This window comes from Achromobacter sp. CF-sbj1-Ac2-l (genome assembly GCF_052698165.1).
On record NZ_CP199855.1, the window covers coordinates 4,170,258 to 4,194,177 of the forward strand.

Consider the following 23,920-nt stretch of genomic DNA (forward strand, 5'->3'; position numbering starts at 1 on the left):
CATGGATCCCTCCCTGTTGACCCGCATGACCGCCGGCCACCCCTATCCGCTGGGGGCCGTCAGCGACGGCCTGGGCGTGAACTTCGCCGTGTTCTCGGCCAACGCCACCCGCATCGAGGTCTGCCTGTTCGATGCCCGCGGCCGCAAGGAACTGCGCCGTTTCGATCTGCCGGAATGCACCGACGAGATCTGGCACGGCTACCTGCCCGATGCCCAGCCGGGCCTGGTCTACGGCTTGCGCGCCCATGGCCCGTACGACCCGCGCAACGGCCACCGCTTCAACCCGCACAAGCTGCTGCTGGACCCCTACGCGCGCCAGCTCACCGGCCCGGTCAACTGGAGCGATGCGCTGTTCGGATACCGCCTCAACCACGCCCGCGCCGACCTGGCGATGGACCGGCGCGACAGCGCCCCCGCCATGCCCAAGGCGATCGTGGTGGAGGATCTGCCGTTCAACTGGGGCAACAGCAAGCCGCCGCGCACCGCCTGGGCCGACAGCGTCATCTACGAGATGCACCTGCGCGGCGCCTCGATGCTGCGCGAAGACCTGCGTCAACCGCTGCGGGGCACCAGCGCGGCGCTGGCCGATCCGCGCTTCATCGAGCACCTGCAACGGCTGGGCGTGACCGCGATCGAACTGCTGCCGGTGCACGCCTTCCTGCAGGACCGCTTCCTGCTCGAGCGCGGGCTGCGCAACTACTGGGGCTACAACACGCTGTCGTTCTTCGCGCCCGAGCCGTCGTACCTGCAGCACGGCCCCAACGACCTGCGCCAGGCCATTCGCCGCCTGCACGCTGCCGGCCTGGAGGTCATCCTCGACGTGGTCTACAACCACACCTGCGAAGGCAACGAACTGGGGCCGACGCTGTCATGGCGCGGGCTGGACAATGCCAGCTACTACCGCCTGGTGCCGGGCGAGGAGCGCCACTACATCAACGACACCGGCTGCGGCAACACGGTCAACCTGTCCCATCCGCGGGTGCTGCAGATGGTGACCGATTCACTGCGCCACTGGGTGCGGTCCTATGGCGTGGATGGCTTCCGCTTCGACCTGGGGGTCACGCTGGGGCGGGAAGGCACCGGCTTCGATCCGGGGTCGGGCTTTTTCGACGCCGTGCTGCAGGACCCGGAACTGGCGGGCATCAAGCTCATTTCCGAACCGTGGGACATCGGCCCGGACGGCTACCAGCTCGGCAACCATCCGCCCGGCTTCGCCGAGTGGAACGACCGCTACCGCGACACGACGCGGCGCTACTGGCGCGGCGACGAGGGGCAGCGCGGCGACATGGCGGCGCGGCTGACCGGCTCGCGCGACGTCTTCGACCGCCGCCACCGGCGCCCCTGGGCCAGCGTCAACTTCGTCGCCTCGCACGATGGCTTCACCGTGCGCGACGTCGTCAGCTACGACGGCCGCCACAACGAGGCCAATGGCGAGAACGGCGACGACGGCCATCCCGAGAACTACAGCAGCAATTGGGGCGAGGAAGGTCCCAGCCAGGATGAGGCGGTGCTGGAACGGCGCGACCGGGTGCAGCGGGCGCTGCTGGCCACGCTGTGCCTGTCGGATGGCACGCCCATGCTGCTGGCCGGGGATGAATTCGGCAACACCCAGGACGGCAATAACAACGCCTACTGCCAGGACAATCCCCTGTCCTGGCTCGACTGGACCCAGGCCCAGAGCGATGAAGGCCGCGCGCTGAGCCAGGCGGTGGCGCGCGCGCTGGCCTTGCGGCGCGGTCATCCTTCCCTGCGGGCCGCGCGCTATGGCGACGCCGCCCGCGAAGTCTGCCCCGGCGTGGCCGCCATCGCCTGGTTCAACCCCGACGGCCGCCCCATCGAACCGGCCTCCTGGGAAGATGTCACCGCCAAGTCCCTCGCCCTGCGCCGCGCCGCGCTGCGTGACGACGGCAGCGCCGACATCACGCTGCTGCTGCTCAATCCCGGCGCCGAGCCGGCCGCCTTCACGCTGCCAGCGCCGGCGCTGGCCTGGATCCGCGAGCTGGATTCCTCCGCGCCGACCGCCGCGGCACCCGTCAATCAGGGAGAACTCGTGGTGCCGGCGCAGAGCCTGGTGCTGCTGGCGGCCGCCCACATCCCGGAGCAGGCGCAATGACCGCATGGCCCGAACCATTTTCCTTCGGCGCCCTGCCGCTGCCCGATGGCCGCACGCGCTTTCGCCTGTGGGCGCCTTCCGCGCCCCCCGGGCTGGCCCTGCTGATCGAGGGCCGCGATCCCATCGCGCTGCGGCGCGACGCGCAGGGGTACGCGCAGGTGGATGTGGATTGCGGCCCGGGCACGCGCTACCGCTACCGCATCGGCGACGCGCTGGTGGTGCCCGATCCCGCCTCGCGCCTGCAGGCCGGCGACGTGCGGGACGCCAGCGTGGTCACCGGCCTCGACACCTACCCATGGCGGCATCCGGGATGGCGCGGCCGGCCATGGGAGGAGACCGTGCTGTACGAAGTGCACGTGGGCCTGGCAGGCGGCTATGCCGGCCTGCGGCAACGCCTGCCCGCCCTCGCCGACCTTGGCGTCACGATGCTCGAACTGATGCCGCTGGCCGATTTCCCCGGGCCGCGCAACTGGGGCTACGACGGCGTGCTGCCGTACGCGCCCGACACCGCCTACGGCACGCCCGAGGAACTGAAGGACCTCATCGATACCGCCCACGGCCTGGGCATGGGCGTGATGCTGGACGTGGTCTACAACCATTTCGGCCCTGATGGCAATTTCCTGTCGCAATACGCCGCGCCGTTCTTCCGCGACGACGTACCCACGCCGTGGGGCGCGGCCATCGATCTGCGCCAGGCCGCCGTGCGCCGCTATTTCGAGGAAAGCGCGCTTCATTGGCTCACCGAATACCGTTTCGACGGCCTGCGGCTTGACGCCGTGCATGCCATCATCGACCAGGACTGGCTGGAGGAATTGGCGCGCCACCTGCGCGGCCAGTTGCCGCAACGCCACCTGCACCTGGTGCTGGAGAACGATGACAACCGCGCGTCGCTGCTCGGCGCCGGTTACGACGCGCAATGGAACGACGACGCGCACCACGTGCTGCACCACCTGCTGACCGGCGAATCGCATGGCTACTACGCCGATTACACGCGCTATCCGGCCCAGGCGCTGGCCCAATGCCTGGAGCAAGGCTGGCTGTACCAGGGCCAGCCCTCCGCCCATCGCGGCGGCCGCCCGCGTGGCGAACCCAGCGCCCACCTGCCGCCCACGGCTTTCGTGCTGTTCCTGCAGAACCACGACCAGACCGGCAACCGCGCCCAGGGCGAACGCCTGACCACCCTGACGCCATCGCCGGACCGCCTGCGCGCGGCGGTTGCCCTGCAACTGCTGGCCCCGCAGATCCCCCTGATCTTCATGGGCGAGGAATGCGGCAGCACCGCGCCCTTCCTCTACTTCACCAGCCATGCCGATCCGGCGCTGGCGCGGGCGGTGCGCGAGGGCAGGCGCCGCGAGTTCCCGGCCCTCGCGCTCGACGCGGCCGCGGTGCCCGACCCCGGCGCCATCGACACCTATGCCCGCAGCCAGCCATGGACCGCCGAACACAGCGACGAGGGCAAGGCCTGGCGCACCTATTACCGGGCGCTGCTGCACCTGCGGCGGCAGCTCATCGCGCCGCGCCTGCGCGGCGCGGTCAGCCTGGGCGCCCTGGCGCTGGGCGCCGCCACCGCGCTCGCCCGCTGGCGGCTGGGCGATGGCGCGGTGCTCTCGCTGTACGTCAACCTGGGCGACGCGCCCGAATCCCTGCCGCCCGATCTGTCGCCGCCCCCGGCGGACTGCGACCTGTTGTTCGAGTCGCTGCCCGGCGCGTTCAACGCGCTGCGCACCGGCAGCGTGTGCGGCAACAGCGCGACCTACCTGCTGGAGAACATGCCATGACCGCCTCGCTGTCCGCGCTGGCCAAGGCCGCCGGCCTGGCGGAACATTGGACCGACGCCCACCAGCGGGCCCGCGTCGTCGCGCCCGACACGCTGCGCGCCCTGCTGCGCGCGATGGACCTGCCCGCCGACAGCGACGCGGACATCCGCGACAGCCACGAACGGCTGGCCAGCGCCCGCGGCGCGGCGCAACTGCCGGCCATGCTGGTCGGCATCGCCGGCGGCATGCTGAAGGTGCCGCCTTCGTGCGCGGGGCGCTACGAGATCAGCGCCGCGCACGCCAGGCCGCTGGCCGGGGAAACCACCCCGGACGCCGCCGGCCAGCCGGAGATCGCCCTCCCCACCGTTCCCGGCTACTACACCCTGGCGCTGCGCGCCGGCGCCACCCTCCTGGCGGTGGCGCCGGCCAGCGCCCCCACGCCCTCCCAATTGCTGGGCGAGCCCCGGCCGCGCGCCTGGGGCCTGGCGGTACAGGTCTACAGCCTGCGACGCGCCAGCGACGATCCGGTTCACGCGACCCAGGGCCATGGCGATTTCGGCGCGCTGCGCGAGCTGGCCGCGAGCGCGGGCGCAGCGGGCGCGGACGCGCTGGCGATCAGTCCGGTCCACGCGATGTTCGCCGCGGATCCCGAGCAGTACAGTCCCTATTCGCCTTCGAGCCGGCTGTTCCTCAACACGCTCTATGCCGATCCCGCCGCCGTGCTCGGCGACAGGCCGGTGCGCGCGGCGCTGGCGCGGATGGGGCCGCTGGCGCAACAGGCGCTGCATGCCCTGGACAAGCAGGACCTGATCGACTGGCCGCAGACCGCCCGCGCCCGCCAGCGGCTGCTGCGCGAACTGCATCGCGATTTCGAGCGCACGGCGACGCCACAGCAGCGCCAGGCGCTGCAGGCGTTCCGCGCGGCCGGCGGACAGTCCCTGCACGACCATGCGCTGTTCGAAGCGCTGCACGAACACCTGGGCCGCATGCCCGGCGCGCCTCGCGCCTGGACCGCGTGGGCGGACGGCCTGCGCGATCCCCGTTCCGCCGAGGTCCGCGATTTCGCCCAGGCGCAGGCGGCCGAACTGGACTTCCACATCTTCGCGCAATGGCTGGCCGCGGTCAGCCTGTCTCAGGCGCAGCAGACGGCCAGGCGCGCCGGCATGCGCGTGGGCCTGATCGCCGACCTGGCCATCGGCGCCAGCCCCGCCGGCAGCCATGCCTGGAGCCACCAGGCCGACCTGGTGCGGCACGCCGGCGTGGGTGCGCCGCCCGATATCTACAATCCGCAGGGGCAGGCCTGGGGCCTGACGGCGCTGTCGCCGCAGGCCCTGCGCCAATCCGGCTATGCCGCCTTCCTCGCGTTGCTGCGCGCAGGCCTGGCCCACGCCGGCGGACTGCGCATCGACCACATCCTGGGCATGGCGCGCCTGTGGCTGATCCCGAAGGGCGCGCCGGCCAGCGACGGCGCCTACCTGCGCTATCCGCTGCGCACGCTGCTGCGGCTGACGGCGCTGGAGGCGTGGCGCCACCAGGCGCTGGTGATCGGCGAAAACCTGGGCACCGTGCCCGAGGGCTTTGACGACACGCTGCGCGACCACGGACTGCTGGGCATGGACGTGTTGTGGTTCATGCGGGATGCGGCCGGCCCGCGTCGCGCGGCCGGCTTCGTCGCGCCCGAGGCCTGGCCGGCCCCGGCCGCCGCCATGACGACCACCCATGACCTACCCACGCTCGCGGGCTGGTGGCGCGGCCGCGATCTCGACTGGCGCAGCGGTCTTGGCCTGCTCGGCGCCGACGAGCGCGAAGCCGACCTGCGCGCGCAGCGCCAAGCGGACCGCGAATGCCTGTGGCAGGCGGTGCGCGACCATGCGCGCCTGCCGCCCGACACGCCCGCGCCTGCGCAAGCGCCCAGCGCCTCTTTGCTGGCCTTCGTCGCGGCCACGCCGTGCCCCCTGGCCCTGGTGCCCCTGGAGGATGCCACCGGCGCGATCGACCAACCCAACCTGCCGGGCGCCGACAGCCGCCATCCCAACTGGCGGCAGCGCCAGCCCCTGGCGGCGGCGGATTGCCTGAAGGACCCGGCGGTGCGCGAACGCCTCGCCCCGCTGCGGTCCCTGCGCGGACGCAAACCATGAACAGCCACGCACCTGTCCTTCCGGCGGGGGCCGGCCGCCCCCGGGCCACGCTGCGCCTGCAACTGCACGCGGGCTTCACCCTCGACGACGCCTGCGCGCAACTGCCGTACTTCGCCGGCCTCGGCATCAGCCATCTGTACCTGTCGCCCATCACCCAGGCGCGCGCCGGGTCCACCCATGGCTACGACGTGATCGACCACGGGCGGGTCAGCGTCGACCTGGGCGGCGAGGCGGCGCTGCGCCGCCTGGCGGCGCAGGCGCGCGCGCGCGGCATGGGGCTGATCGCCGACATCGTGCCCAACCACATGGCGACCGACGTCGCCAACGCCTGGTGGGCGGACGTATTGCGCCATGGCGAGCGCAGTCCGCATTCGCGCTGCTTCGACATCGACTGGCGCGCGCCCGATCCCGCCCTGCGCGGCAAGGTGCTGCTGCCGGTGCTGCCGGAACCCTACGGCGTCTGCCTCGAGAACGGCGACATTACGTTGGCATACGCCCCCGGACAAGGCTATGCCATCGCCATCGGCGACCAGCGCTACCCGCTGGAGCAGGCCCCGCAATCCGAACAATCCCCCGCGCGGACCTGCGCCGCGCATGCGCCCGGCACGCCCCAGGGCCGGCGCCGGCTGCATCAGTTGCTGGAGCGCCAGCATTACCGCCTGGCCTGGTGGCGCACCGCGCCCGATCAGATCAACTGGCGGCGCTTCTTCGAGATCACCGAGCTGGTCGGCGTGCGGGTCGAGGACGACATCGTGTTCGACGCCGTGCATGCCCTGCCCCTGCGGCTGGTGCAGGAGGGCGTGCTGGACGGCCTGCGCATCGACCATGTCGACGGCCTGGCCATGCCGGGTGCGTACCTGCGGCGGCTGCGCGCGGCCCTGTCCCGGGCCGCGCCGGCGCGCGCGCAGGCCGGCCTGTCAGGCGCGCCTTACCTGATCGTGGAGAAAATCCTCGCCCAGGACGAACCCCTCGACCCGCGCTGGCCCGTCGATGGCACCACCGGCTACGATTTCATGGACCAGGTCGGCGCGCTGCTGCACGAGGCCGACGCCCGGGAGCCGCTGGAGGCCTTCTGGCAAACGCTCACCGGCGACCGCCGGCCGCCATCGACGCAACTGCTGCGGGCGCGCGAGCTGATGCTGGCGCGCCACTTCGCCGCCGAGCGGCTGGTGCTGGTGCGCGCGCTCACCCGGATCGCCCGGCTCGACCTGCGCACCCGCGACTGGACCGCGCCCGCCATCGACCGCGTGCTGAGCGCGTTGCTGGCGGCGTTTCCCGCGTATCGCAGTTATGCGGAGGATGGCGGTCGCGGCGCCACCGATCGCCACCATTGGCGGATCGCCCTGGCCGGCGCGCGCGCCAGCCTGCCCGCCCCGGCCGACAGCGCCGACGGCCGCCTGCTGGCGCTGCTGGATCAATGGCTGGACGGCTCGGCCGGAGAGCCCCAGGAGGAAAGCGCCGCCACCGCCCTGCGCAGCGCGCGGGCGCGGGCGCTGCGCCACTTCCAGCAACTCACCCCGCCCCTGGCCGCCAAGGCCCTGGAAGACACGCTGTTCTATCGCCATGGCCCTTTGCTCTCGCGCAATGAGGTCGGTTCATCGCCCACCCGGTTCGCCCTGGCGCCGAAGGCGTTTTTCGACGCCTGCGCCGCGCGCGCCAGCAGCCATCCCGACGCCATGCTGGCCACCGCCACCCACGACCACAAGCGCGGCGAAGACAGCCGCTGCCGACTGGCCGCGCTGAGCGAAATCCCGCAGGCCTGGATCGCCGCCGCGAGCGACTGGATCGAACGCCTGGCCCCGCGCGACGGCATGCCGTCGCGCGCCGACCGCTACCTGCTGCTGCAGACGCTGGTCGGAGCCTGGCCGCTGGAGCTGGCGCCCGAGGACATTGGCGACCGCCCCGACGCCGTCGCCGCCCTTATCGAGCGCGTGGCGCAATGGCAGCAGAAGGCGCTGCGCGAAGCCAAGCTGCACACGCGCTGGACCGCGCCCGACATCCCCTACGAAGACGCGGCCCGGCAGGCGCTGGACGCGCTGGCGCACACCGCCGGTGGCCGCGGCCTGCTGCGGGAGATCGCGGATTTCGCCGAACGGCTGGCGCCCGCCGGCCTGGTCAACAGCCTGACCCAGACGCTGCTGCGCTATACCCTGCCGGGCATGCCCGATCTGTACCAGGGCGCCGAACTGTGGGACTTCAGCCTGGTCGATCCCGACAACCGCCGTCCCGTGGACTACGCACACCGCGCGGCCTTGCTGGCCGAGGCGGCCGGCGACGGCGCCCTCGACACCAGCGCCGCCGCGTGGCGCAGCGGCGCGATCAAGCAGGCACTGATCCAGCGGTCGCTGGCGCTGCGCGCCCATCACCCCGAACTGCTGCGCGACGGCGCGTTGCTGCCCCTCGAGATACGCGGACCGCGCGCGTCGCGCCTGCTGGCGTTCCTGCGCCGCCATGCGGGCCAGGCTCTGCTGGTCCTCGCGCCCCATCATTGCGCCACCGCCATTGCCGGCTATGCGCGCGGCGATGGCACGACCGCCCGCGCCTATTGGGCGGACACGCATGTGATCCTGCCGGCCGGCGTGGGAGACGAGCTGCATGACGTGCTGTCCGACCGCCGGCATCCGGCCGCGGCGCTGAACGTTGCCGACCTGTTGCATGACGCGCCGGTGGCGTTGTGCCTGCTATCAGTCTGATTATCTCGCTCGCGCGCAACAAAACCTGGCACTTGCAACAGGACATGGCACGCGCGCCAACCCTCGCGGCATGGGGCGTATGCTCCTACGCTTAATAGCAAAAAGCGATAAACCGGCAGGGGACATGCCTCTTTTCCATTCCGATGGCGAACACGCCATGGCCCCCGCGCATCTGGAGAGGAGAAGAAGTTGGAGAACACCCCCAATACCGAGCTCAAGGGCGGCCTGAAGTCCCGCCACCTCACGATGATGTCCATCGCCGGCGTCATCGGCGCCGCGCTGTTCGTGGGGTCCGGCAAGCAGATCGCCCTGGCCGGCCCCGCCGTCATCCTGGCCTACATCGGCGGCGGCATCCTGGTCATCCTGGCCATGCGCATGCTGGGCGAGATGGCCGTGGCGCAGCCGGACACCGGCTCGTTCTCGACCTACGCCGACCGCGCCATCGGGCGCTGGGCGGGCTTTACCATCGGCTGGCTCTACTGGTACTTCTGGGCCCTCCTGATGGGCTGGGAAGCCTACGTCGCCGGGCAGATCCTGCACGGCTGGTTCCCGATGGTCCCGGCCTGGGGCTATGCGCTGCTGGTGACGGTGTCGCTGCTGATCGTCAACTTCCTGAACGTGCGCAACTACGGCGAATTCGAATTCTGGTTCGCGCTCATCAAGGTGGTGGCCATCGTGCTGTTCCTGGTGATGGGCAGCCTGGCGCTGGCGCACCTGTGGCCGTGGGGCGCCGCCAACGGCTGGGATCACCTGACCAGCCAGGGCTTCATGCCCAACGGCCCGAAGGCCGTGGTGGTGGCGCTGCTGGGCGTGATGTTCGCCTTCATCGGCGCCGAGATCGTCACCGTGGCCGCCGCCGAATCGGCCGACCCGGGACGCGAGATCATCAAGACCACGCGCTCGGTCGTGTGGCGCATCTGCCTGTTCTACGTGGGGTCGATCTTCATCGTGGTCTGCCTGGTGCCGTACAACGCGCCCGGGCTGACGCAGCCGACCCAGGGCACCTACAACGTCGCGCTCGACGCGCTCGGCATTCCGCACGCGCAGTTGATCGTCAACTTCATCGTGCTCACTTCGGTGTGCAGTTGCTTCAATTCTGCGCTGTACACCGCCTCGCGCATGCTCTATTCGCTCGCCCGGCGCGGCGACGCCCACCGCGTCATGCAGATCACCGGGCGCAAGACCGGCACGCCCTACGTCGGCGTCATCGTCTCCAGCCTGTTCGCCTTCGCCGCCGTCTGGATGATGGCGACCTCGAAAATGGACGTCTATGACGTGCTGATGCAGGCCACCGGCACCATCGCGCTGTTCGTCTACCTGGCCATCGCCTTCTCGCAATTGCGCATGCGCCAACGCCTGCAGGCGCGCGGGGTGCGGCTGGAATTCAGGATGTGGCTGTTCCCGTGGCTGACGTATGCGGTGATCGTCTGCATCATCGCCGCCCTGGTCACCATGGTGATCGAAGGCACCTATCGCAACGAAGTGGTCTACACCTCGATCCTGGCCGGCGTCATCGTCGCCATGGGCATCGTGGCGCAGGTGTTCGGCATCGGCACGCGCGAGCGCGCGGCCAACGGCCCGGCCACGGCGGGCGCCGACTGAACCGCGTCCCAGGCGCGCGCCGCCTCACGCCTGGCCGGAAACTCCCGCGGCACGCGACAGCACCGCGCTCAATCCGGCGGGCTGTCCGGCCCCGGCCACGCGCATCTCGTAGCGCAACGCCAGTCCATGATTGCGCGCGATGCGGCGCGCGATCGAAACGCCCAGCCCGCTACCCGACTCTTCATTGCCGGCACCGCGCAGGAAGCGGTCGCCCAGGCGTGCCATGACCTCCGGCGCCAGGCCCGCACCCTCGTCGTCGACCACGATGCGTGCCGGCTCGAAGGTGATGCGCACCCGTCCGTGCCGGGGCCCGTAGCGGATGGCATTGTCCAGCAAGTTCTTGAGCAGGATCGCCAGCGCGTCGGCATCGCGCGCCACGGGCAGCGGCGCCTGGCCCGCGGCCGGCCACTCGACGTCGATGTCGACATCACGTCGGTTGGCGATCCAGAGACAATCGCCGATCGCCTGTTCCGCCACGGCACGCCAATCCACCTCGGACGCGAATGCCACCTCGCCCACGCTGTCCAGGCGCGCCAGGGTCAACAACTGGGTCACCAGGCGGTCCATGCGCTCTAGCCCGCGAGTCACGTGCGCCTGCGCCTCGGCGCGCAAAGCCGGATCGCCGGAGCGTTGCGCCACCTCCCATTGCACCCGTAGCGCCGCCAGCGGGGTGCGCAATTCGTGCGCGGCGTCCGCGGTCAGGCGGCGCTCCTGCTCGATCAGGCGACCGGCCCGCGCCAGCAGCCCATTCATCGCGGCCACCAGCGGCCTGAGTTCGCCCGGCGCGTCCTCCGGCAGCGGCGAGCCATCGTCGGGCCGGCGGCGTTCCAGGGTGTGCGACAAGATACGCAGCGGCCTGATCGCCCGACGCACCGCCATCACCAGTACGCCGATCAGGACCGGCAGCCCGACCAGCCAGGGCGCCAGCTGGCTCAGCAGATACGCCACCACCAGGTCCTCGCGCTCGCCGATCCGCTGCCCCACCGCCACCCGCGCGGTCCCCGCGGCATCGCTCAGGTAATAGAGCCGCCACGGCGCGCCATTGACCGTGCTGTCGACGAATCCCTGCAGGCCATCGCCGCGCGGGAACTGGCGCGCTTCGCTGTCCATCACCAGCGGCTCGCCGGTTCCAAGCCAGATGGCCACGGACAGATCGCCGTGGCTGGCGTCACCCGAGTCAGGCGCCTGCGTCAGCAACGGCGAGGCAGAGGTCACGGACGGCGGCAACAGCGAAGCCACCGCCAGCGTCTGTTCGGCCAGTCGCAGCATATCCGTGTCGTACAGTTCATTGATCTCGTGCTGCGCGCGCCAATAGGTGCCGGCAATGGTCAGCAGCCACCCGAGCGGCACCGCCAGCAACACCGCGATGACCAGCCTGCGCTGCAGGGTCATGATGCGGCATCCGGCTGACCCAATGCATAGCCGGAGCCGCGCAGGGTCCGCACGATCTTGGGATGAATCTTGCGCCGCAGATGATGCACGTGCACCTCCAGCGTATTGCTGCCCTCGTTGTCCGCATCCCAGTCATACAGCTTGTCGCGCAGGAACTCGCGCGTCAGCACCCGGCTCGGATGCGACAGAAACAGCTCCAGCAGCTGCGCCTCGCGGAACGTCAGGTCGACCGGCTGGCCCTTCCAGCGCGCCTCGTGCGAAGAAGGCTGGTATTCGAGATCGCCATGACGCCACACGGGCTCGGGCTTGCCAGCCACCCGCCGCGTCACGGCGCGCAGCCGCGCGGCCAGCTCGTCCAGGGTGATGGGCTTGATCAGGTAATCGTCGGCGCCGGCGTCCAGCCCGGCGATGCGGCTGTCGACCGCGTCGCGCGCGGTCAGGATGACAACCGGCACGCTCCATCCCGCCTTGCGCCAGCGCGTCAGCAGCGCGACGCCGTCTTCGCCGGGCAGGCCCAGGTCCAGCACCACCGCGTCGTACTGCACCACCCGCCTGGCCTGGTCAGCTTCGCCAGCGCTGCCGAATCCGTCGACCGCATAGCCCAGAAGGCGTAAGCCTTTTTTCAAGCCATCACCGATGAGCGGGTCGTCCTCGACGATAAGGATACGCATTTGATCCCCCTGCAGTCCGATACGTCCCAGATTACCACCGACGCGCGCTTAATTTGCGATTAAGGTCGAGCCTCTACGCTGCGGGCCATCGTTCAAGCCGCTTGACGATGCATCACTGGAACCCGCCATGCCGCAGCTCAAATCCTCCTCGTTCCTGGCCGCCATGGCCCCCCACGCGACCGCACGCGCCGAGCGGCCCGTACTGCACCTGCATCCCGAAGGCGACCCGACGCGAGCGCGGGTCGAAGCCTATATCCACGAACGCTACCAACGCCGCTTCGGCGCGCGGCTCAAGTCTTGGATGCCCAGCCTGGTCAGTTTGCGGATCGGCGAGGAAATCCTGGCCGCCGCCGGCTACCGCGATGCGCGCGAGCCGCTCTTTCTGGAACGCTATCTGGCCGCGCCCATCGAGCATTACCTGGGCGAGCGCGGCCTGCCGGTGGCGCGCGCCCACATCGTCGAGACCGGGCAGTTCGCCGCCGCGCGTCCGGGCGCCGGACGCCTGCTGGTGCCGTTACTGGCGCGGCACCTGCACCACAGCGGCTTCGAATGGGCAGTGGGAACGTTGACGCAGGAACTGCATCACCTGTTCTCGCGCATGGGCCTGGCGCACCAGCCGCTGGCCATTGCCAGCGCGCGCGGCCTGAGCGCGGCCGACCGCAAGGACTGGGGCACCTACTACGACCACGACCCGCAGGTATTCGCGGGGCGCCTGGACGCGATCCTCTCCCACATCCCGGAGCGCCAGGCATGAGCGTCAATGACTTCTTTAGCGCCCTGCGCGCGCCGGACCGCGCCGACCGGCTGGCGCTGCGCTCGCCCGCGGACACGCTGACCTATCCCGCGCTGCTCGAGCGCGTGCGCGAACAGGGCGAATTGCTGTCGCGCAGTGGCGCGCGCATCGTGGCCTCGCTGCTGGACAATGGCGCCGACTGGATCGTGCTCGACCTGGCATGCCTGGCCAGCGGCGCGGTGCATCTGCCGCTGCCGCTGTTCTTCTCGCCCGAACAGATCGCCGCGACCCTGCGGGCCAGCGGCGCGCAGGTGCTGGCCTGCGCCGGTGGAGACGCCGATCGCCTGGCCGCCTTCGGCTTCAGCCCGCTTGCGGTCGCGGGCGACCTGGCGCTGCTGCGGCGACCGGCCCAGCCCGCCCAACTGCCGGCGGGCACGGACAAAATCACGTTCACCTCAGGCTCCACCGGCCACCCCAAGGGCGTGTGCCTGAGCGCGGCCGCCATGCTCGCCGTGGCCGCCGGCCTGGCGCAGGCCACCACGGGGCTGGGCATCGAGCGCCACTTGGTAGCCCTGCCCCTGCCGGTGCTGCTCGAGAACATCGCCGGCGTCTACGCCCCCTTGCTGCATGGCGCCACGGTCGATGTACGGCCGCTGGCGCAGGTGGGGCTGTCCGGCTCATCCCGGTTCGATCCCGCCACGCTGCATGCCGCACTCATCGAGGCGCGCGCCGACAGCGCCATCGTGCTGCCGCAGATGTTGCGCGCCTATGCCGGCTGGCTCCACGCGACCCGCCATCCCGCCCCCGCCAGCCTGCGTCTGATGGCGGTGGGCGGCGCGGCGGTCGGCCCCCTCTTGCTGGCCCAGGCGCGCGCGGCCGGATTGCCGGCCTACGAGGGCTACGGCCTGTCGGAGGCCGCGTCGGTGCAAACGCTCAATCTGCCGGGCGCGGACTTGCCCGGTTCGGCTGGCCGGCCCCTGCCGCACGCCCGCGTGCGCATTGGCGCCGACGGCCAGATCGAGGTGGCGGGCAGCCTGGCGCTGGGCTATCTCGGCGAGCCGACGGCGCGGCGCGAATGGTGGCCGACCGGCGACCTGGGACACATCGACGCGGCGGGCTTCCTGCATATCCAGGGACGCGCAAAGAACGTGCTGATCACCGGCTTCGGGCGCAATGTCTCGCCCGAATGGGTGGAAGTGGCGCTTGCCAGCCAGCCGGAGATCCGTCACGCCGTCGTGCTGGGCGACGGCCAGCCCATGCTCGGCGCCGTGATCTGGCCACAGGGCGAGCGCGACGACGCCACCCTGGCGCGCGCGGTCGCCCGCGCCAACCAGCAACTGCCCGACTATGCGCGCATCGGTCCCTGGCTGCGCGGCCGCGCGGAATTCTCCGCCGCCACGGGACTGGCGACGGCCAATGGACGGCCTCGCCGGGACGCTATCCAGGAGCGTCATGCCGATCTTTTCACGTCTTCCCCGCAACCCTCACTGCCCTGAGCCATCATGCCCTTCTACGACACCCTGCTGAGCGAGACGCGGACTCAACGCGACCGCCTGATACACACCCCCATCATCCAGGAATGCCTGCGCGGCGAGGTCACCCTGCCCGGCTACATCGCGTTCCTGCGCGAGGCTTACCACCACGTCCGCCACACCGTTCCCCTCATGCACGACTGCCGCGCGCGATTGCCGGCGCGCCTGCGCTGGCTGGACCCGGCGCTGGACGAGTACATCGAGGAAGAAACCGGCCACGATGAGTGGATCCTGAATGACTTGCGCGCCCTGGGCGAACAGCCCGACGCGGTGAAGCAGGCCGGGCCAGGGCCTGCCACCGAGGTCATGGTGGCCTATGCCTACGACACCATCCATCGCAACAACCCCGTGGGCTTCTTCGGCATGGTACATGTGCTCGAGGGCACCAGCGTGGCCCTGGCGCTGAACGCCGCCGACCGCATCCAGCAGGGGCTGGGCCTGCCGGCCACCGCATTCAGCTACCTGCGTTCGCATGGCACGCTGGACCAGGAACACACCGCGCATTTCGCCGAGCTGGTCAACGAACTGGACGACCCCGGCGACCAGGCAGCGGTCGTGCATGCCGCGCGCATGTTCTATGGTTTGTACGGCGGCATTTTCCAGGGCCTGCCACGGGCCACGGGGGCCGGCCAATGAATATCCGCGAAGCCTCCGTCGTCCTGACTGGCGCCGCCGGCGGGCTGGGCAGCGCCATTGCCCGGCGCCTGTGCGCCCAGGGCGCCCGCGTGCTGCTGATCGGCCGCACCGCCGAGCCCCTGCTGGCGCTGGCGCAATCGCTCAGCGCGGGCAGCGCCGACCGCGATGCCGTCGACGCGCTGGTGGTGGACATCACCACCGGTAGCGGCCGCGCCGCCATCGTCGACGCCGCAGCGGCGCGCGGCGCCAATGTTCTCATCAACAACGCCGCCATCGCGGCATTCGCGCCCGCGCAGGATCTGCGCCCGGACCAGGCGCAGCAGCTGTTTTCCACCAACGTGCTGGCGCCGATGATGCTGACCGGCGAAATGCTGCCGCTGCTGCGTGCCCGTCCCAGCGCGCAGGTGCTGAACATCGGGTCGGTGCTGGGCAGCCTGGGAGTGCCCGGCTTTTCGGTCTACGGCGCCTCCAAGGCGGCGCTGCGCGTCTATACCGAAGCGCTGCGACGGGAGCTGGCCGACAGTGGCGTCAAATTCCAGTACTACGCGCCCCGGGCCATCGACACGCCCTTCAACTCGCCCGAGGTCATCGCCTTCAACCAGGCCACCGGCTCACCCAGCGACCCGCCCGACAAGGTGGCCCGGGCGGTCCAGCGCATGCTCGAAAACGAGTCGCCGCAACGCTTTGCCGGCCTGGTGGAAGCGCTGGCCGTGCGTCTCAACACCCTTTGCCCGCGCGTGCTGGACGGCGTCTTTGCCAAGCACCGGCGCGCGCTTGGCGCAGTCTTTCCCAAATCTGGAGTTTCCTCATGAATCGACGTCATTTTTGGCGCGGCACGATTGCCGCCGCCCTTGCCTGCCTTTCCCTTGCCGGCACGTCGCCGGCACGGGCGGAACCGGCCGCGCTGGATCAGGGTATCCACGCCCTGCAATCGGAGTGGGCCACCATCCAGTACCAGGCACCGGAACGCGAACGCGAATCGCGCTTCGAGACCCTGTCGCAAAAGGCGCACGCGCTCACCGCACAATTCCCCGAGCGGGCCGAGCCGCATATCTGGGAAGGCATCGTGCTCAGTTCGTGGGCCGGCGCCAAGGGCGGACTGGGCGCGCTCGGCATCGCAAAGCAGGCCAAGGCGGAATATGAGGCGGCCATCAAGATCGACAGCAAGGCGCTGGACGGCTCGGCCCTGAACAGCCTCGGCGTGCTGTACTACAAGGTACCCGGGTGGCCGGTGGGCTTCGGCGACAACAAAAAGGCCGAATCGCTGCTGCAGCAGGCCCTGGCGATCAATCCCGACGGCATCGATCCGAACTACTTCTACGCCGATTACCTGATCTACCGCAGCCGCAAGGTCGAAGCCGTGCCCTACCTGCAAAAGGCGCTCAAGGCCCCGCCGCGCCCCGGCCGCGAGACAGCCGACCAGGGCCGCCGCGCCGACGTCCAGGCGCTGCTGCGACAAGTGAACTAGGTACCGCCCGCGCCGCCCGGCTTGAAGTCCATCGCCTTCATGGCCGCGCCCAGCGCCTGCGGGGCGTAGTCGTCCCACGGCGAGTCGCCGACATCCAGGCGCTCATGGATGTTGGCGATGGTCCACTGGTCGCTGGCCCGGACCTCGTCCAGCTCGTCCCACGCCAGCGGCACCGACACCCCCATCCCCGGCCGCGCACGCGCCGACCAGGCCGCCACCGTGGTGGCGCCGAAGCCGTTGCGCAGGTAATCGGCGAAGATCCGGCCGACGCGGTTCTTCGGACCGCTCTTGGCCACGAACACCTGCGGCAGCGTGCGCGCCAGATGCTTGACGATGGCCTGCGAGAACGCCTTGACCGTGTCCCAGTCGTATTGCCGACGCAGCGGCACCACCACGTGCAGGCCCTTGCCGCCGCTGGTCTTGAGCCAGCTTCGCAAACCGATTTCGCGCAGCATCACGTGGACCAGCCGCGCCGCCTGCTGCATCGACGGCCAGGCCACGCCTTCGCCCGGATCCAGGTCGAACAACATGCGGTCGGGCTTGTCGATCGCGCTTTTCATCGCGTTCCAGGTGTGGAACTCGACTACGTTCATCTGCGCCGCCGACATGATCGCCTGCGGCGTCGGCACCTCCATCAAGGGCGGATGATCCGGGTCCAGTTCCTGCGGCAGCGGCCGCACGCCCGGCATCGGCGCCTCCAGGTGCTTCTGGAAAAAGAACTCGCCCTTCAAGCCGGACGGGGCGCGCAGAAAGGAAACGGGCCGGTCCTTCAGATGCCGCAGCAGCAGCGGCGCCACCAGCCCGTCGTAGCGCGCCAGGTCCAGCTTGGTCAGCCCCGTGGACGGATCGATGATGCGTTCAGGGTGGGTCAGCTTGCCGGCGCCTGGCTGGGCCTTGCCCGCCTTGGCCTTGCCAGTCTGGGCGTTGCCCGCCTTGGCCTTGCCGGTCTTGGCTTTGCCGGTCTTGCCGGCCGTATCGTCGGACTGCATCGTATCGGCCCCCATCGCCGCCTCCCTGGTGATCGCCCGCGCCGGCTTGTCGGTGCGCAAGCCGCGGAAGACCGGGTGGCGCACATGCCCCGCAGCGGTCCATTCGCCGAACGACACTTCCGCCACCAGCTCGGGCCGCACCCAATGGACGCCGCGGCCAATGCCGGCCGCCTTGACGGCGGGCCGCTCCGTTTCCAGGGCGCTCAGGCGGCGTTGCAGCGCCGCCAGGCCCATGTCGTCAAAGCCGGTGCCGACCTTGCCGGCGTAGACCAGCCCGCCGTCCTCGTCGTGGTACGCCAGCAGCAGCGCGCCCAGCCCCACCCGCGCGCCCTTGGGATCGGTATAGCCGGCAATGACGAATTCCTGCCGGCGGGCGCACTTGAGCTTGACCCAGCTATCGCTGCGGCGCGATACGTAGGGCGCGGACAGGCGCTTGGCGATGATGCCCTCCAGCCCCATCTTGCAGGCCGAGGCCACCAGGTCCGCCGGCGCCGCATCGAAGGCTTCGCTGAAGCGCAGCGGATCGCCGGCGGCCTCCATGACCCGCGCCAGCACCGCGCGACGCACGCGCAGCGGCTCCTGGCGCAGGTCGCGGCCGGTGACGTAGGGCAGGTCGAACGCGTAGAACAGGATGCCGTCGGTGCGTTCGCCGTCGAAGGCATTCTGCAGCGCCTGGAAGCTGGGCGCGCCGTTGTCGGCCAGCATCACGATCTCGCCGTCGATCCAGGCGTCGGGCAGCGGCAGGCGCTGCAACGCCCGCACCAGGTGCGGCAGCTTCGGCCCCCAGTCGTGGCCGTTGCGCGTGTACAGGCGCACCTGGCCCTCCCGCAGCCGCGCCAACAGACGGTAACCGTCGAACTTCATCTCGTAGATCCAGTCATCGCCGGCCAGGCGCGGCACGCCTTCCACCAGCGTGGCCAATTGCGGCTTGAGCAACTCCGGCAAGGGCGCCGCCTCGCCCGGCAGGTCCGATGCCCCGGCGCCCGACGCCGGCGGCGACGACGGCGACGCGGCCGCATCCGGCCGCGCCCCGGGCGCCGTGGCGGGCACGGCCCGCGCGCCCGTCCGCGGCGGCGACACCACGCTGTCGGGCTGCTCGTCCACCACGCTGAATTCGCTTTCGGCGCGGGCGTGTTCGTCGCGGTCCTTGACCAGCAGCCAGGGCGGCTGCTTTTCCGACTCGCGGCCCTTCATGCGGATCAGCGCCCAGCGTCCACGCATCTTGACGCCATGCAGGTCGAACTTGAGATGGCCGCGCCTGTAGCCCTCGGCCGGATCGCCCAACGGCGACCAGGTGCCGCGATCCCATATGATCACCTTGCCGGCGCCGTACTGGCCCTTGGGGATCTCGCCCTCGAAGCGGTTGTAGGCGATGGGATGGTCTTCCACCTGCACGGCCATGCGCTTGACCGACGGGTCATAGCTGGGTCCCTTGGGCACGGCCCAGCTCTTCATGGCGCCATCCAGTTCCAGCCGGAAGTCGTAGTGCAGGCGGCTGGCCCAGTGCTTCTGGATCACGAAGGCGCGCGCCGCCTCGTTGGCCTGGCCGCCTTCGGCCGGCTCCGACGTCACATTGAAATTGCGCTTGGCGCGGTATTTCGCCAGGGTATCGGCCATGGTCACGCCGCCTTGCGGGTCTTGGCCGCCTTGGCGCCCGCCGCTTTCTTCTTCGCCGGCCGGGCGGCTGCCTTCTTCGCGGTCTTCTTCGCCGCGGCCTTGCCCTTGGCCGTCGCATTGCCCGTTCCATTCCCCGCCCCGTTCGCGGCCTTCCCGGACGAGCGTCCCTTCAGGCTGCGCTGCAGCAGTTCGGTCAGGTCGATGACGTTATCGGCATAGGCGGGCGTTTCCTCCTGCGGCTCGATCACCGTCTCGGTCTTGCCGGCCTTGACCTTGCGGGCCACCAGGTCCATGACCGCGGCCTTGAATTCGTCCTTGTACTGTTCCGGATCCCACTGGCCCGACATGTCGTCCACCAGCATGCGCGCCATCTTCAGCTCGCTGGCGCTGGGCGCGGAGGCCTTGGCGCCCGCCTTGGGCAGGTCCAGGTCCTCGGTGGACTTGACCTCGTCGCCCCAGCGCATCAGGTTCAGCACCAGCGCATCGCCCGACGGAATGAGCGCGGCCAGGTGCTGCTTGGTCTGGATCACCACCTTGGCGATGCCGATCTTGCCGGCCTTGGCCAGCGTGTCGCGCAGCAAGGCATACACCTTCTGGCCCTTGTTGATCGGCGCGACGTAATAGGGCCGCTCCAGGTACACGAACGACACCTCGCCGGCATCCACGAACTGCTGGATCTCGATGGTCTGGGTGGTGCGCGGGTAGGCATCGGCGATCTCTTCGGGCGAGATGATGACGTACTGGCCGTCCTCGTATTCCACGCCCTTGACGATGTTGTCCTTGTCGATCTCCTTGCCGGTGCGCTTGTTGATGCGCTTGTAGCCGACCGGGTCCATCGAGCGCTTGTCGAGCCAGTCGAAATCCACGCCGGATTCGGTGGTGGCCGTGTGCAGGCCCACGGGAATATGCACCAGCCCGAACGAGATCGCGCCTTTCCAGATGGTTCGCGTCGCCATGATGCCGCTCTCCTTCGGGGCGCCGCTACCGCCCCGTCCAGTGGTTGGATTGACCGCCTGGCGCTATTGTCGCAGCGCTTGGCGCGCGCGCCAACGCCGGCATGATCCGGGCGGCCAGCAATTGCCGTGCCTGGCGTCACGGTGGTCGATCGGCGCCCCGGCACGGCGATTGCTGCCAGCCCCGCTACTGCCCGGCGGAGTCGCAGGATGAACAGCATCGAACGCGTGGCCCGATTCATGCAGGAACATCAATTGACCCTTGTGACGGCCGAGTCCTGCACCGCCGGGCTCGTCGCCGCCACCCCGGCCGACGTTCCAGGCGCCGGCGAGTTGCTCGACTGCGCCTTCGTGGTGTATTCGGTGGCGGCCAAGCGGCGCTGCCTGGGCGTGCCGCAATCGATCCTGGCGCGCCACAATCTCACCAGCGAGGCCGTGGCGCGCGCCATGGCGCTGGGGGCAGCCGCCAAAAGTCCGGCCAACGTCGCCGTCGCCAACACCGGCGTCACCGATGCCACCGACGATCGCATCGCGCCCGGCACCCAATGCTACGCCTGGGTCTTCAAGCAAGGCGGCGCCGATGCCCATCCTGTCATCTACACCGCCACGCGGCAATTCAGCGGCAGCCGCAATCGCATCCGCCAGGCCAGCGCCGAATTCGCCCTGCAAGGCATCGTCGATTGCTTCCTGCGGCACCGGCCAGCCGCCGCCGGCTGACCCGCGCCCCGCTCGACCCGGCATCGCGCGCGGGCCGCGCGGACACGGCCGCCTAGGAAGGCGAGCGATCGTCGTCGCGGGTCGCGCGCAGCTTCTTCCACAAGGTGGTGCGCGAAATGCCAAGCCGTTTGGCGGCGCTGCCCAGGTGCCCGCCGGATTCGGCGATGGCCTGCTGGATCGCGCGCTGTTCGGCATGGGTGCGCCGGGTCGCCAGGTCCGGCGCGCCGCCGAGCTTGCGCTCGGGGAACAGATCGCCGGCGGACAACTCGGGGCCATCGGCCAGCACCACCGCCCGCGCGATGCGGTTGCGCATCTCGCGGATATTGCCGGGCCAATCATGCTCGTCCAACGCCCGCAGCGCGTCGACCGCCAGCCGCGCCCCGTTCGGAGGGGCCAGCTCGGCGAGCAGGCGGACGGCCAGCGCGGCAATGGCCGTTGGCCGCTCGCGCAGCGGCGGCAGCGCCAGGCGGGCCACCGCCAGCCGGTAGTACAGATCCGGCCGCAAACGGCCCTCGGCGACCTCGGTGTCCAACGTGCTGCAAGTGCTGGCCATGACGCGGCAACGGGTCCGCAGGCTGTCGGTCTGGCCCAACGGCCGGTATTCGCCGTTCTCCAGCACCCGCAGCAGCGCGGACTGCGTCTTGGGCGCCAGCTCGGCCACCTCGTCCAGATACAAGGTGCCCGCCTGCGCCTGCGAAAACAGCCCCTCGCGCGCCGTGTTCGCGCCGCTGAACGCGCCCTTGGCATGGCCGAACAGCAGACTCTCGGCAAGATCGGGCGGCAACGAGGCGCAATTGACGGCCACGAACGGCCCCGCCGCGAACGGCGAGCGCGCGTGCGCATAGCGCGCGGCCCGGTCCTTGCCGGTGCCGGTCTCGCCTTCCAGCAGCAGCGCCAAATCGCTCGCGGCCAGCCGTTCCAGATCGTGCGCCAACGGGCTGGCCGGTTCGTCCAGCGCGAACGGGTTTTCATGAACCTCGCGCGCCGCGCCCGCTGGTTGCGCGGCAATCACCGCGCGCATCCGCGCCACCAGCGCATCGGTATCGTAGGGCTTGGTCAGATAGTCATTGGCGCCCGCCGCCACCAGCCGCACCGCCTGGGCGATCTCGCCATAGGCGGTGGCGAACACCACGGTCGCCTGCGCCAGATAGGGAATCAGCCGGCGGTAGAGATCCTCGCCCGACCCGTCGGGCAAGCGGATATCGGCCAGCACGAAGGCGGGCCGCTGGCGCGAGCGGCGAAACCATTCCACCGCCTGCGCGCAGCTCTGCACCCATTGCGCCGACAGCCCTTCCAGCCGCAAACGCTGCAACAGCGCGCCGCCCAGCACCGGATCGTCCTCGATCAACAATACCTGTGTCTCGTTCACTACGGTTTCCCCTCGGGCGGCAAGGGAATGCGGACGGATATCCGCGTTCCCGGGTCCAGGCCGCGGACGCGCAAGCGACCTTGCAAGGCCCGCACCAATTCGGCGACGATGCCCAGCCCCATGCCGTCGCCACCGCGCGGACCGCCGGCCAGGGCCGCGCGCGCATCCGGCGGCAAGCCGGCGCCGTCGTCCATCACATGCAGCGCCAGCGCGCGCCGGCGCACACGGGCCGCGATGCGCACATGCCCGCCGGGCGGCGACGCCTGCACCGCGTTCAGCACCAGGTTCAGCAGCACCTGGCGCACCGGCCCGGCCGGCCAAGGCAGCGCATCGTCATGCATCCCGGCGCACGTCAACGACACCCGAACGCCGCCCTTGGCCGCCTGCGACCCGACCATCAGGCGGATGTCCTCGATGTCCTCGCGCCGCAGCCGGGCCGTGCCCGGCCGGAAGGTGCGCAGGCTGGCATCGACCACCGCCTGCAGTGCCTCGACGCCACGGTCGATGAAGCCGAGCGATTCCTGCCGCACCTCGGCGCGGTCGCCGAACTGCCGCAGGGTCTGCACCGCGGTGCGCAGGCCGCCCAGCGGATTGCGCACCTCGTGCGCCAGCGCCGCCGACATACGGCCCAGCATGGCCTCGCGTTCGATGTGCGCATGGCGTTGCTCGAAGGCCTCGCGTTCACGCACGCTGGCCACCATCCAATTGTAGGCTGCAAGCAGTTCCTGCAATTCGGGATCGCCGGTGCGCACCGTCATCTCTCGCGGCCGGTCTTCGCGCCCGGCGCGCAGCGCTTCGGTCAGCGAGATGATGGGACGCTGCAGGCGGCGCGCCATGCCGTAGCACAGCATGGCCCCCAGCAGGCTGATGGCCAGCCCCACCAACCCCAGTTCGAGCGCCAGTTCGCGCCGCTGCAGCAGGAACTCGCTGACGTCCAGGTTGGCGATCAGGGTACCCAGTTGTGGCTGTTCGCTGTCGAGCAGCCGCCAGGTCCAGACGCCCTCGGAGCGCAGGCTGACCAGGCTGCCGGAAGGCTCGCGCAGGATCGCCAGCGGCACCGGCTCGACCTCGGGATAGCGCGCCACATGCGCCAGCAGTCGATGGTCGGCGGTGACCACCGCCAGCGTGCGGTCCACCACCCCCAGGTGCGTATCGAGCGCGCGATTGAGCACCTCGGTCATCTGCGCGCCGTCGTTCGCGCGCACCGCGGGCAGGATGGCGGCCGACAGTCCGTCCAGGTAGACCTGGCCGAGATTGGAAACCTGGCTGTCGAACTGGCGCGACAGGCCGTGCAGCGCCAGCGAGATCAGCGCGGCCGAGATGACCAGGAACAACAGGGAGACCGCGAGCGGGATCCGCGCGGTGAGCGGCAAGCGAAGCATGATCGACGGCGCAGACAGCAAAACGTGATTATGCCGTGGTCAGTCGGGCCCACCAATTTGCAAGATTTCGAAAGCGCCGCGAGCGCGGGCAAGAATCATGCCGGGCGGCGATCCAGGCGTTTTTCGACGCGGATTGTTCACTTTCGTGAACATGAAGA

Annotated in this window: 17 protein-coding genes; 11 read left to right on the forward strand and 6 right to left on the reverse strand. The window is 70.2% G+C overall.

The annotated features are described in order from the left end of the window. The first annotated feature begins 1 nt into the window (after window position 1). The 5 genes from glgX to ACUDCK_RS19010 all read left to right on the forward strand — a co-directional run bounded on the left by glgX (window position 2) and on the right by ACUDCK_RS19010 (window position 10,303). On the forward strand, window positions 2-2,113 hold the full coding sequence (glgX, locus tag ACUDCK_RS18990; RefSeq protein ID WP_064524370.1) for a glycogen debranching protein GlgX: 2,112 nt from the start codon (window positions 2-4) through the stop codon (window positions 2,111-2,113). Further along, the gene (treZ, locus tag ACUDCK_RS18995) at window positions 2,110-3,891 is read left to right on the forward strand and encodes a malto-oligosyltrehalose trehalohydrolase (protein WP_175166670.1); all 1,782 of its coding nucleotides are present in this window, start codon (window positions 2,110-2,112) and stop codon (window positions 3,889-3,891) included. Before glgX ends, treZ begins: the two co-directional genes overlap by 4 nt. Further along, on the forward strand, window positions 3,888-6,008 hold the full coding sequence (malQ, locus tag ACUDCK_RS19000; RefSeq protein WP_175166669.1) for a 4-alpha-glucanotransferase: 2,121 nt from the start codon (window positions 3,888-3,890) through the stop codon (window positions 6,006-6,008). The genes treZ and malQ overlap by 4 nt, the downstream gene beginning before the upstream one ends. Beyond that, on the forward strand, window positions 6,005-8,701 hold the full coding sequence (gene treY, locus ACUDCK_RS19005) for a malto-oligosyltrehalose synthase (protein ID WP_175166668.1): 2,697 nt from the start codon (window positions 6,005-6,007) through the stop codon (window positions 8,699-8,701). The genes malQ and treY overlap by 4 nt, the downstream gene beginning before the upstream one ends. A gap of 189 nt (window positions 8,702-8,890) precedes the next feature. Beyond that, window positions 8,891-10,303 (forward strand): amino acid permease, encoded by a 1,413-nt coding sequence (locus tag ACUDCK_RS19010; protein ID WP_175166667.1) that lies wholly within the window; start codon window positions 8,891-8,893, stop codon window positions 10,301-10,303. Window positions 10,304-10,327: 24 nt separating this feature from the next. Here the strand turns inward: ACUDCK_RS19010 and ACUDCK_RS19015 are convergent, their stop codons facing one another. Both ACUDCK_RS19015 and ACUDCK_RS19020 read right to left on the reverse strand, forming a co-directional pair. After that, on the reverse strand, window positions 10,328-11,695 hold the full coding sequence (locus tag ACUDCK_RS19015; protein WP_445659250.1) for an ATP-binding protein: 1,368 nt from the start codon (window positions 11,693-11,695) through the stop codon (window positions 10,328-10,330). Beyond that, window positions 11,692-12,366 (reverse strand): response regulator, encoded by a 675-nt coding sequence (locus tag ACUDCK_RS19020; RefSeq protein WP_064524360.1) that lies wholly within the window; start codon window positions 12,364-12,366, stop codon window positions 11,692-11,694. Before ACUDCK_RS19020 ends, ACUDCK_RS19015 begins: the two co-directional genes overlap by 4 nt. Before the next feature lie 127 nt (window positions 12,367-12,493). On the opposite strand from ACUDCK_RS19020, the gene ACUDCK_RS19025 reads away from it, so the two are divergent. The 5 genes from ACUDCK_RS19025 to ACUDCK_RS19045 are packed head-to-tail and all read left to right on the forward strand — an operon-like array spanning window position 12,494 to window position 16,735. Then, the gene (locus tag ACUDCK_RS19025) at window positions 12,494-13,120 is read left to right on the forward strand and encodes a thermostable hemolysin (protein ID WP_064524359.1); all 627 of its coding nucleotides are present in this window, start codon (window positions 12,494-12,496) and stop codon (window positions 13,118-13,120) included. Beyond that, entirely contained in the window at window positions 13,117-14,595 is a 1,479-nt protein-coding gene (locus ACUDCK_RS19030; RefSeq protein WP_144654755.1) for an AMP-binding protein, read from the forward strand. The genes ACUDCK_RS19025 and ACUDCK_RS19030 overlap by 4 nt, the downstream gene beginning before the upstream one ends. Before the next feature lie 6 nt (window positions 14,596-14,601). After that, complete coding sequence (locus ACUDCK_RS19035; RefSeq protein ID WP_064524355.1) at window positions 14,602-15,267, forward strand: TenA family transcriptional regulator; 666 nt, start codon at window positions 14,602-14,604, stop codon at window positions 15,265-15,267. Beyond that, on the forward strand, window positions 15,264-16,079 hold the full coding sequence (locus tag ACUDCK_RS19040; RefSeq protein WP_144654754.1) for an SDR family oxidoreductase: 816 nt from the start codon (window positions 15,264-15,266) through the stop codon (window positions 16,077-16,079). Before ACUDCK_RS19035 ends, ACUDCK_RS19040 begins: the two co-directional genes overlap by 4 nt. After that, window positions 16,076-16,735, forward strand: a complete 660-nt coding sequence (locus tag ACUDCK_RS19045) for a tetratricopeptide repeat protein (protein ID WP_064524353.1) — start codon at window positions 16,076-16,078, stop codon at window positions 16,733-16,735. Before ACUDCK_RS19040 ends, ACUDCK_RS19045 begins: the two co-directional genes overlap by 4 nt. On the opposite strand, the gene ligD is transcribed toward ACUDCK_RS19045, so the two are convergent. Next, window positions 16,732-19,341 (reverse strand): DNA ligase D, encoded by a 2,610-nt coding sequence (ligD, locus tag ACUDCK_RS19050; protein ID WP_175166666.1) that lies wholly within the window; start codon window positions 19,339-19,341, stop codon window positions 16,732-16,734. The two genes, ACUDCK_RS19045 and ligD, sit on opposite strands and share 4 nt — an antisense overlap. A gap of 2 nt (window positions 19,342-19,343) precedes the next feature. Next, complete coding sequence (gene ku, locus ACUDCK_RS19055; RefSeq protein ID WP_175166665.1) at window positions 19,344-20,297, reverse strand: non-homologous end joining protein Ku; 954 nt, start codon at window positions 20,295-20,297, stop codon at window positions 19,344-19,346. A 207-nt stretch (window positions 20,298-20,504) separates the two neighbouring features. Here ku and ACUDCK_RS19060 point away from each other — a divergent pair, with 207 nt between their 5' ends. Beyond that, window positions 20,505-21,011 (forward strand): CinA family protein, encoded by a 507-nt coding sequence (locus ACUDCK_RS19060; protein ID WP_175166664.1) that lies wholly within the window; start codon window positions 20,505-20,507, stop codon window positions 21,009-21,011. A 52-nt stretch (window positions 21,012-21,063) separates the two neighbouring features. Here ACUDCK_RS19060 and ACUDCK_RS19065 read toward each other — a convergent pair whose 3' ends face one another. Both ACUDCK_RS19065 and ACUDCK_RS19070 read right to left on the reverse strand, forming a co-directional pair. After that, on the reverse strand, window positions 21,064-22,380 hold the full coding sequence (locus ACUDCK_RS19065; RefSeq protein ID WP_175166663.1) for a sigma-54-dependent transcriptional regulator: 1,317 nt from the start codon (window positions 22,378-22,380) through the stop codon (window positions 21,064-21,066). After that, window positions 22,380-23,762: an ATP-binding protein gene (locus ACUDCK_RS19070; RefSeq protein ID WP_175166662.1), complete on the reverse strand. Its 1,383-nt coding sequence runs from the start codon at window positions 23,760-23,762 to the stop codon at window positions 22,380-22,382. Before ACUDCK_RS19070 ends, ACUDCK_RS19065 begins: the two co-directional genes overlap by 1 nt. Window positions 23,763-23,920 lie beyond the last annotated feature (158 nt).

Excerpts from the sequence above, each read along its gene's own strand:
- glgX (WP_064524370.1), top strand. The coding sequence starts at position 2 with ATGGATCCCTCCCTGTTGACCCGCATGACCGCCGGCCACCCCTATCCG.
- treZ (WP_175166670.1), top strand. The coding sequence starts at position 2,110 with ATGACCGCATGGCCCGAACCATTTTCCTTCGGCGCCCTGCCGCTGCCC.
- malQ (WP_175166669.1), top strand. The coding sequence starts at position 3,888 with ATGACCGCCTCGCTGTCCGCGCTGGCCAAGGCCGCCGGCCTGGCGGAA.
- treY (WP_175166668.1), top strand. The coding sequence starts at position 6,005 with ATGAACAGCCACGCACCTGTCCTTCCGGCGGGGGCCGGCCGCCCCCGG.
- ACUDCK_RS19015 (WP_445659250.1), bottom strand. The coding sequence starts at position 11,695 with ATGACCCTGCAGCGCAGGCTGGTCATCGCGGTGTTGCTGGCGGTGCCG.
- ACUDCK_RS19020 (WP_064524360.1), bottom strand. The coding sequence starts at position 12,366 with ATGCGTATCCTTATCGTCGAGGACGACCCGCTCATCGGTGATGGCTTG.
- ACUDCK_RS19025 (WP_064524359.1), top strand. The coding sequence starts at position 12,494 with ATGCCGCAGCTCAAATCCTCCTCGTTCCTGGCCGCCATGGCCCCCCAC.
- ACUDCK_RS19030 (WP_144654755.1), top strand. The coding sequence starts at position 13,117 with ATGAGCGTCAATGACTTCTTTAGCGCCCTGCGCGCGCCGGACCGCGCC.
- ACUDCK_RS19035 (WP_064524355.1), top strand. The coding sequence starts at position 14,602 with ATGCCCTTCTACGACACCCTGCTGAGCGAGACGCGGACTCAACGCGAC.
- ACUDCK_RS19040 (WP_144654754.1), top strand. The coding sequence starts at position 15,264 with ATGAATATCCGCGAAGCCTCCGTCGTCCTGACTGGCGCCGCCGGCGGG.
- ACUDCK_RS19045 (WP_064524353.1), top strand. The coding sequence starts at position 16,076 with ATGAATCGACGTCATTTTTGGCGCGGCACGATTGCCGCCGCCCTTGCC.
- ligD (WP_175166666.1), bottom strand. The coding sequence starts at position 19,341 with ATGGCCGATACCCTGGCGAAATACCGCGCCAAGCGCAATTTCAATGTG.
- ku (WP_175166665.1), bottom strand. The coding sequence starts at position 20,297 with ATGGCGACGCGAACCATCTGGAAAGGCGCGATCTCGTTCGGGCTGGTG.
- ACUDCK_RS19060 (WP_175166664.1), top strand. The coding sequence starts at position 20,505 with ATGAACAGCATCGAACGCGTGGCCCGATTCATGCAGGAACATCAATTG.
- ACUDCK_RS19070 (WP_175166662.1), bottom strand. The coding sequence starts at position 23,762 with ATGCTTCGCTTGCCGCTCACCGCGCGGATCCCGCTCGCGGTCTCCCTG.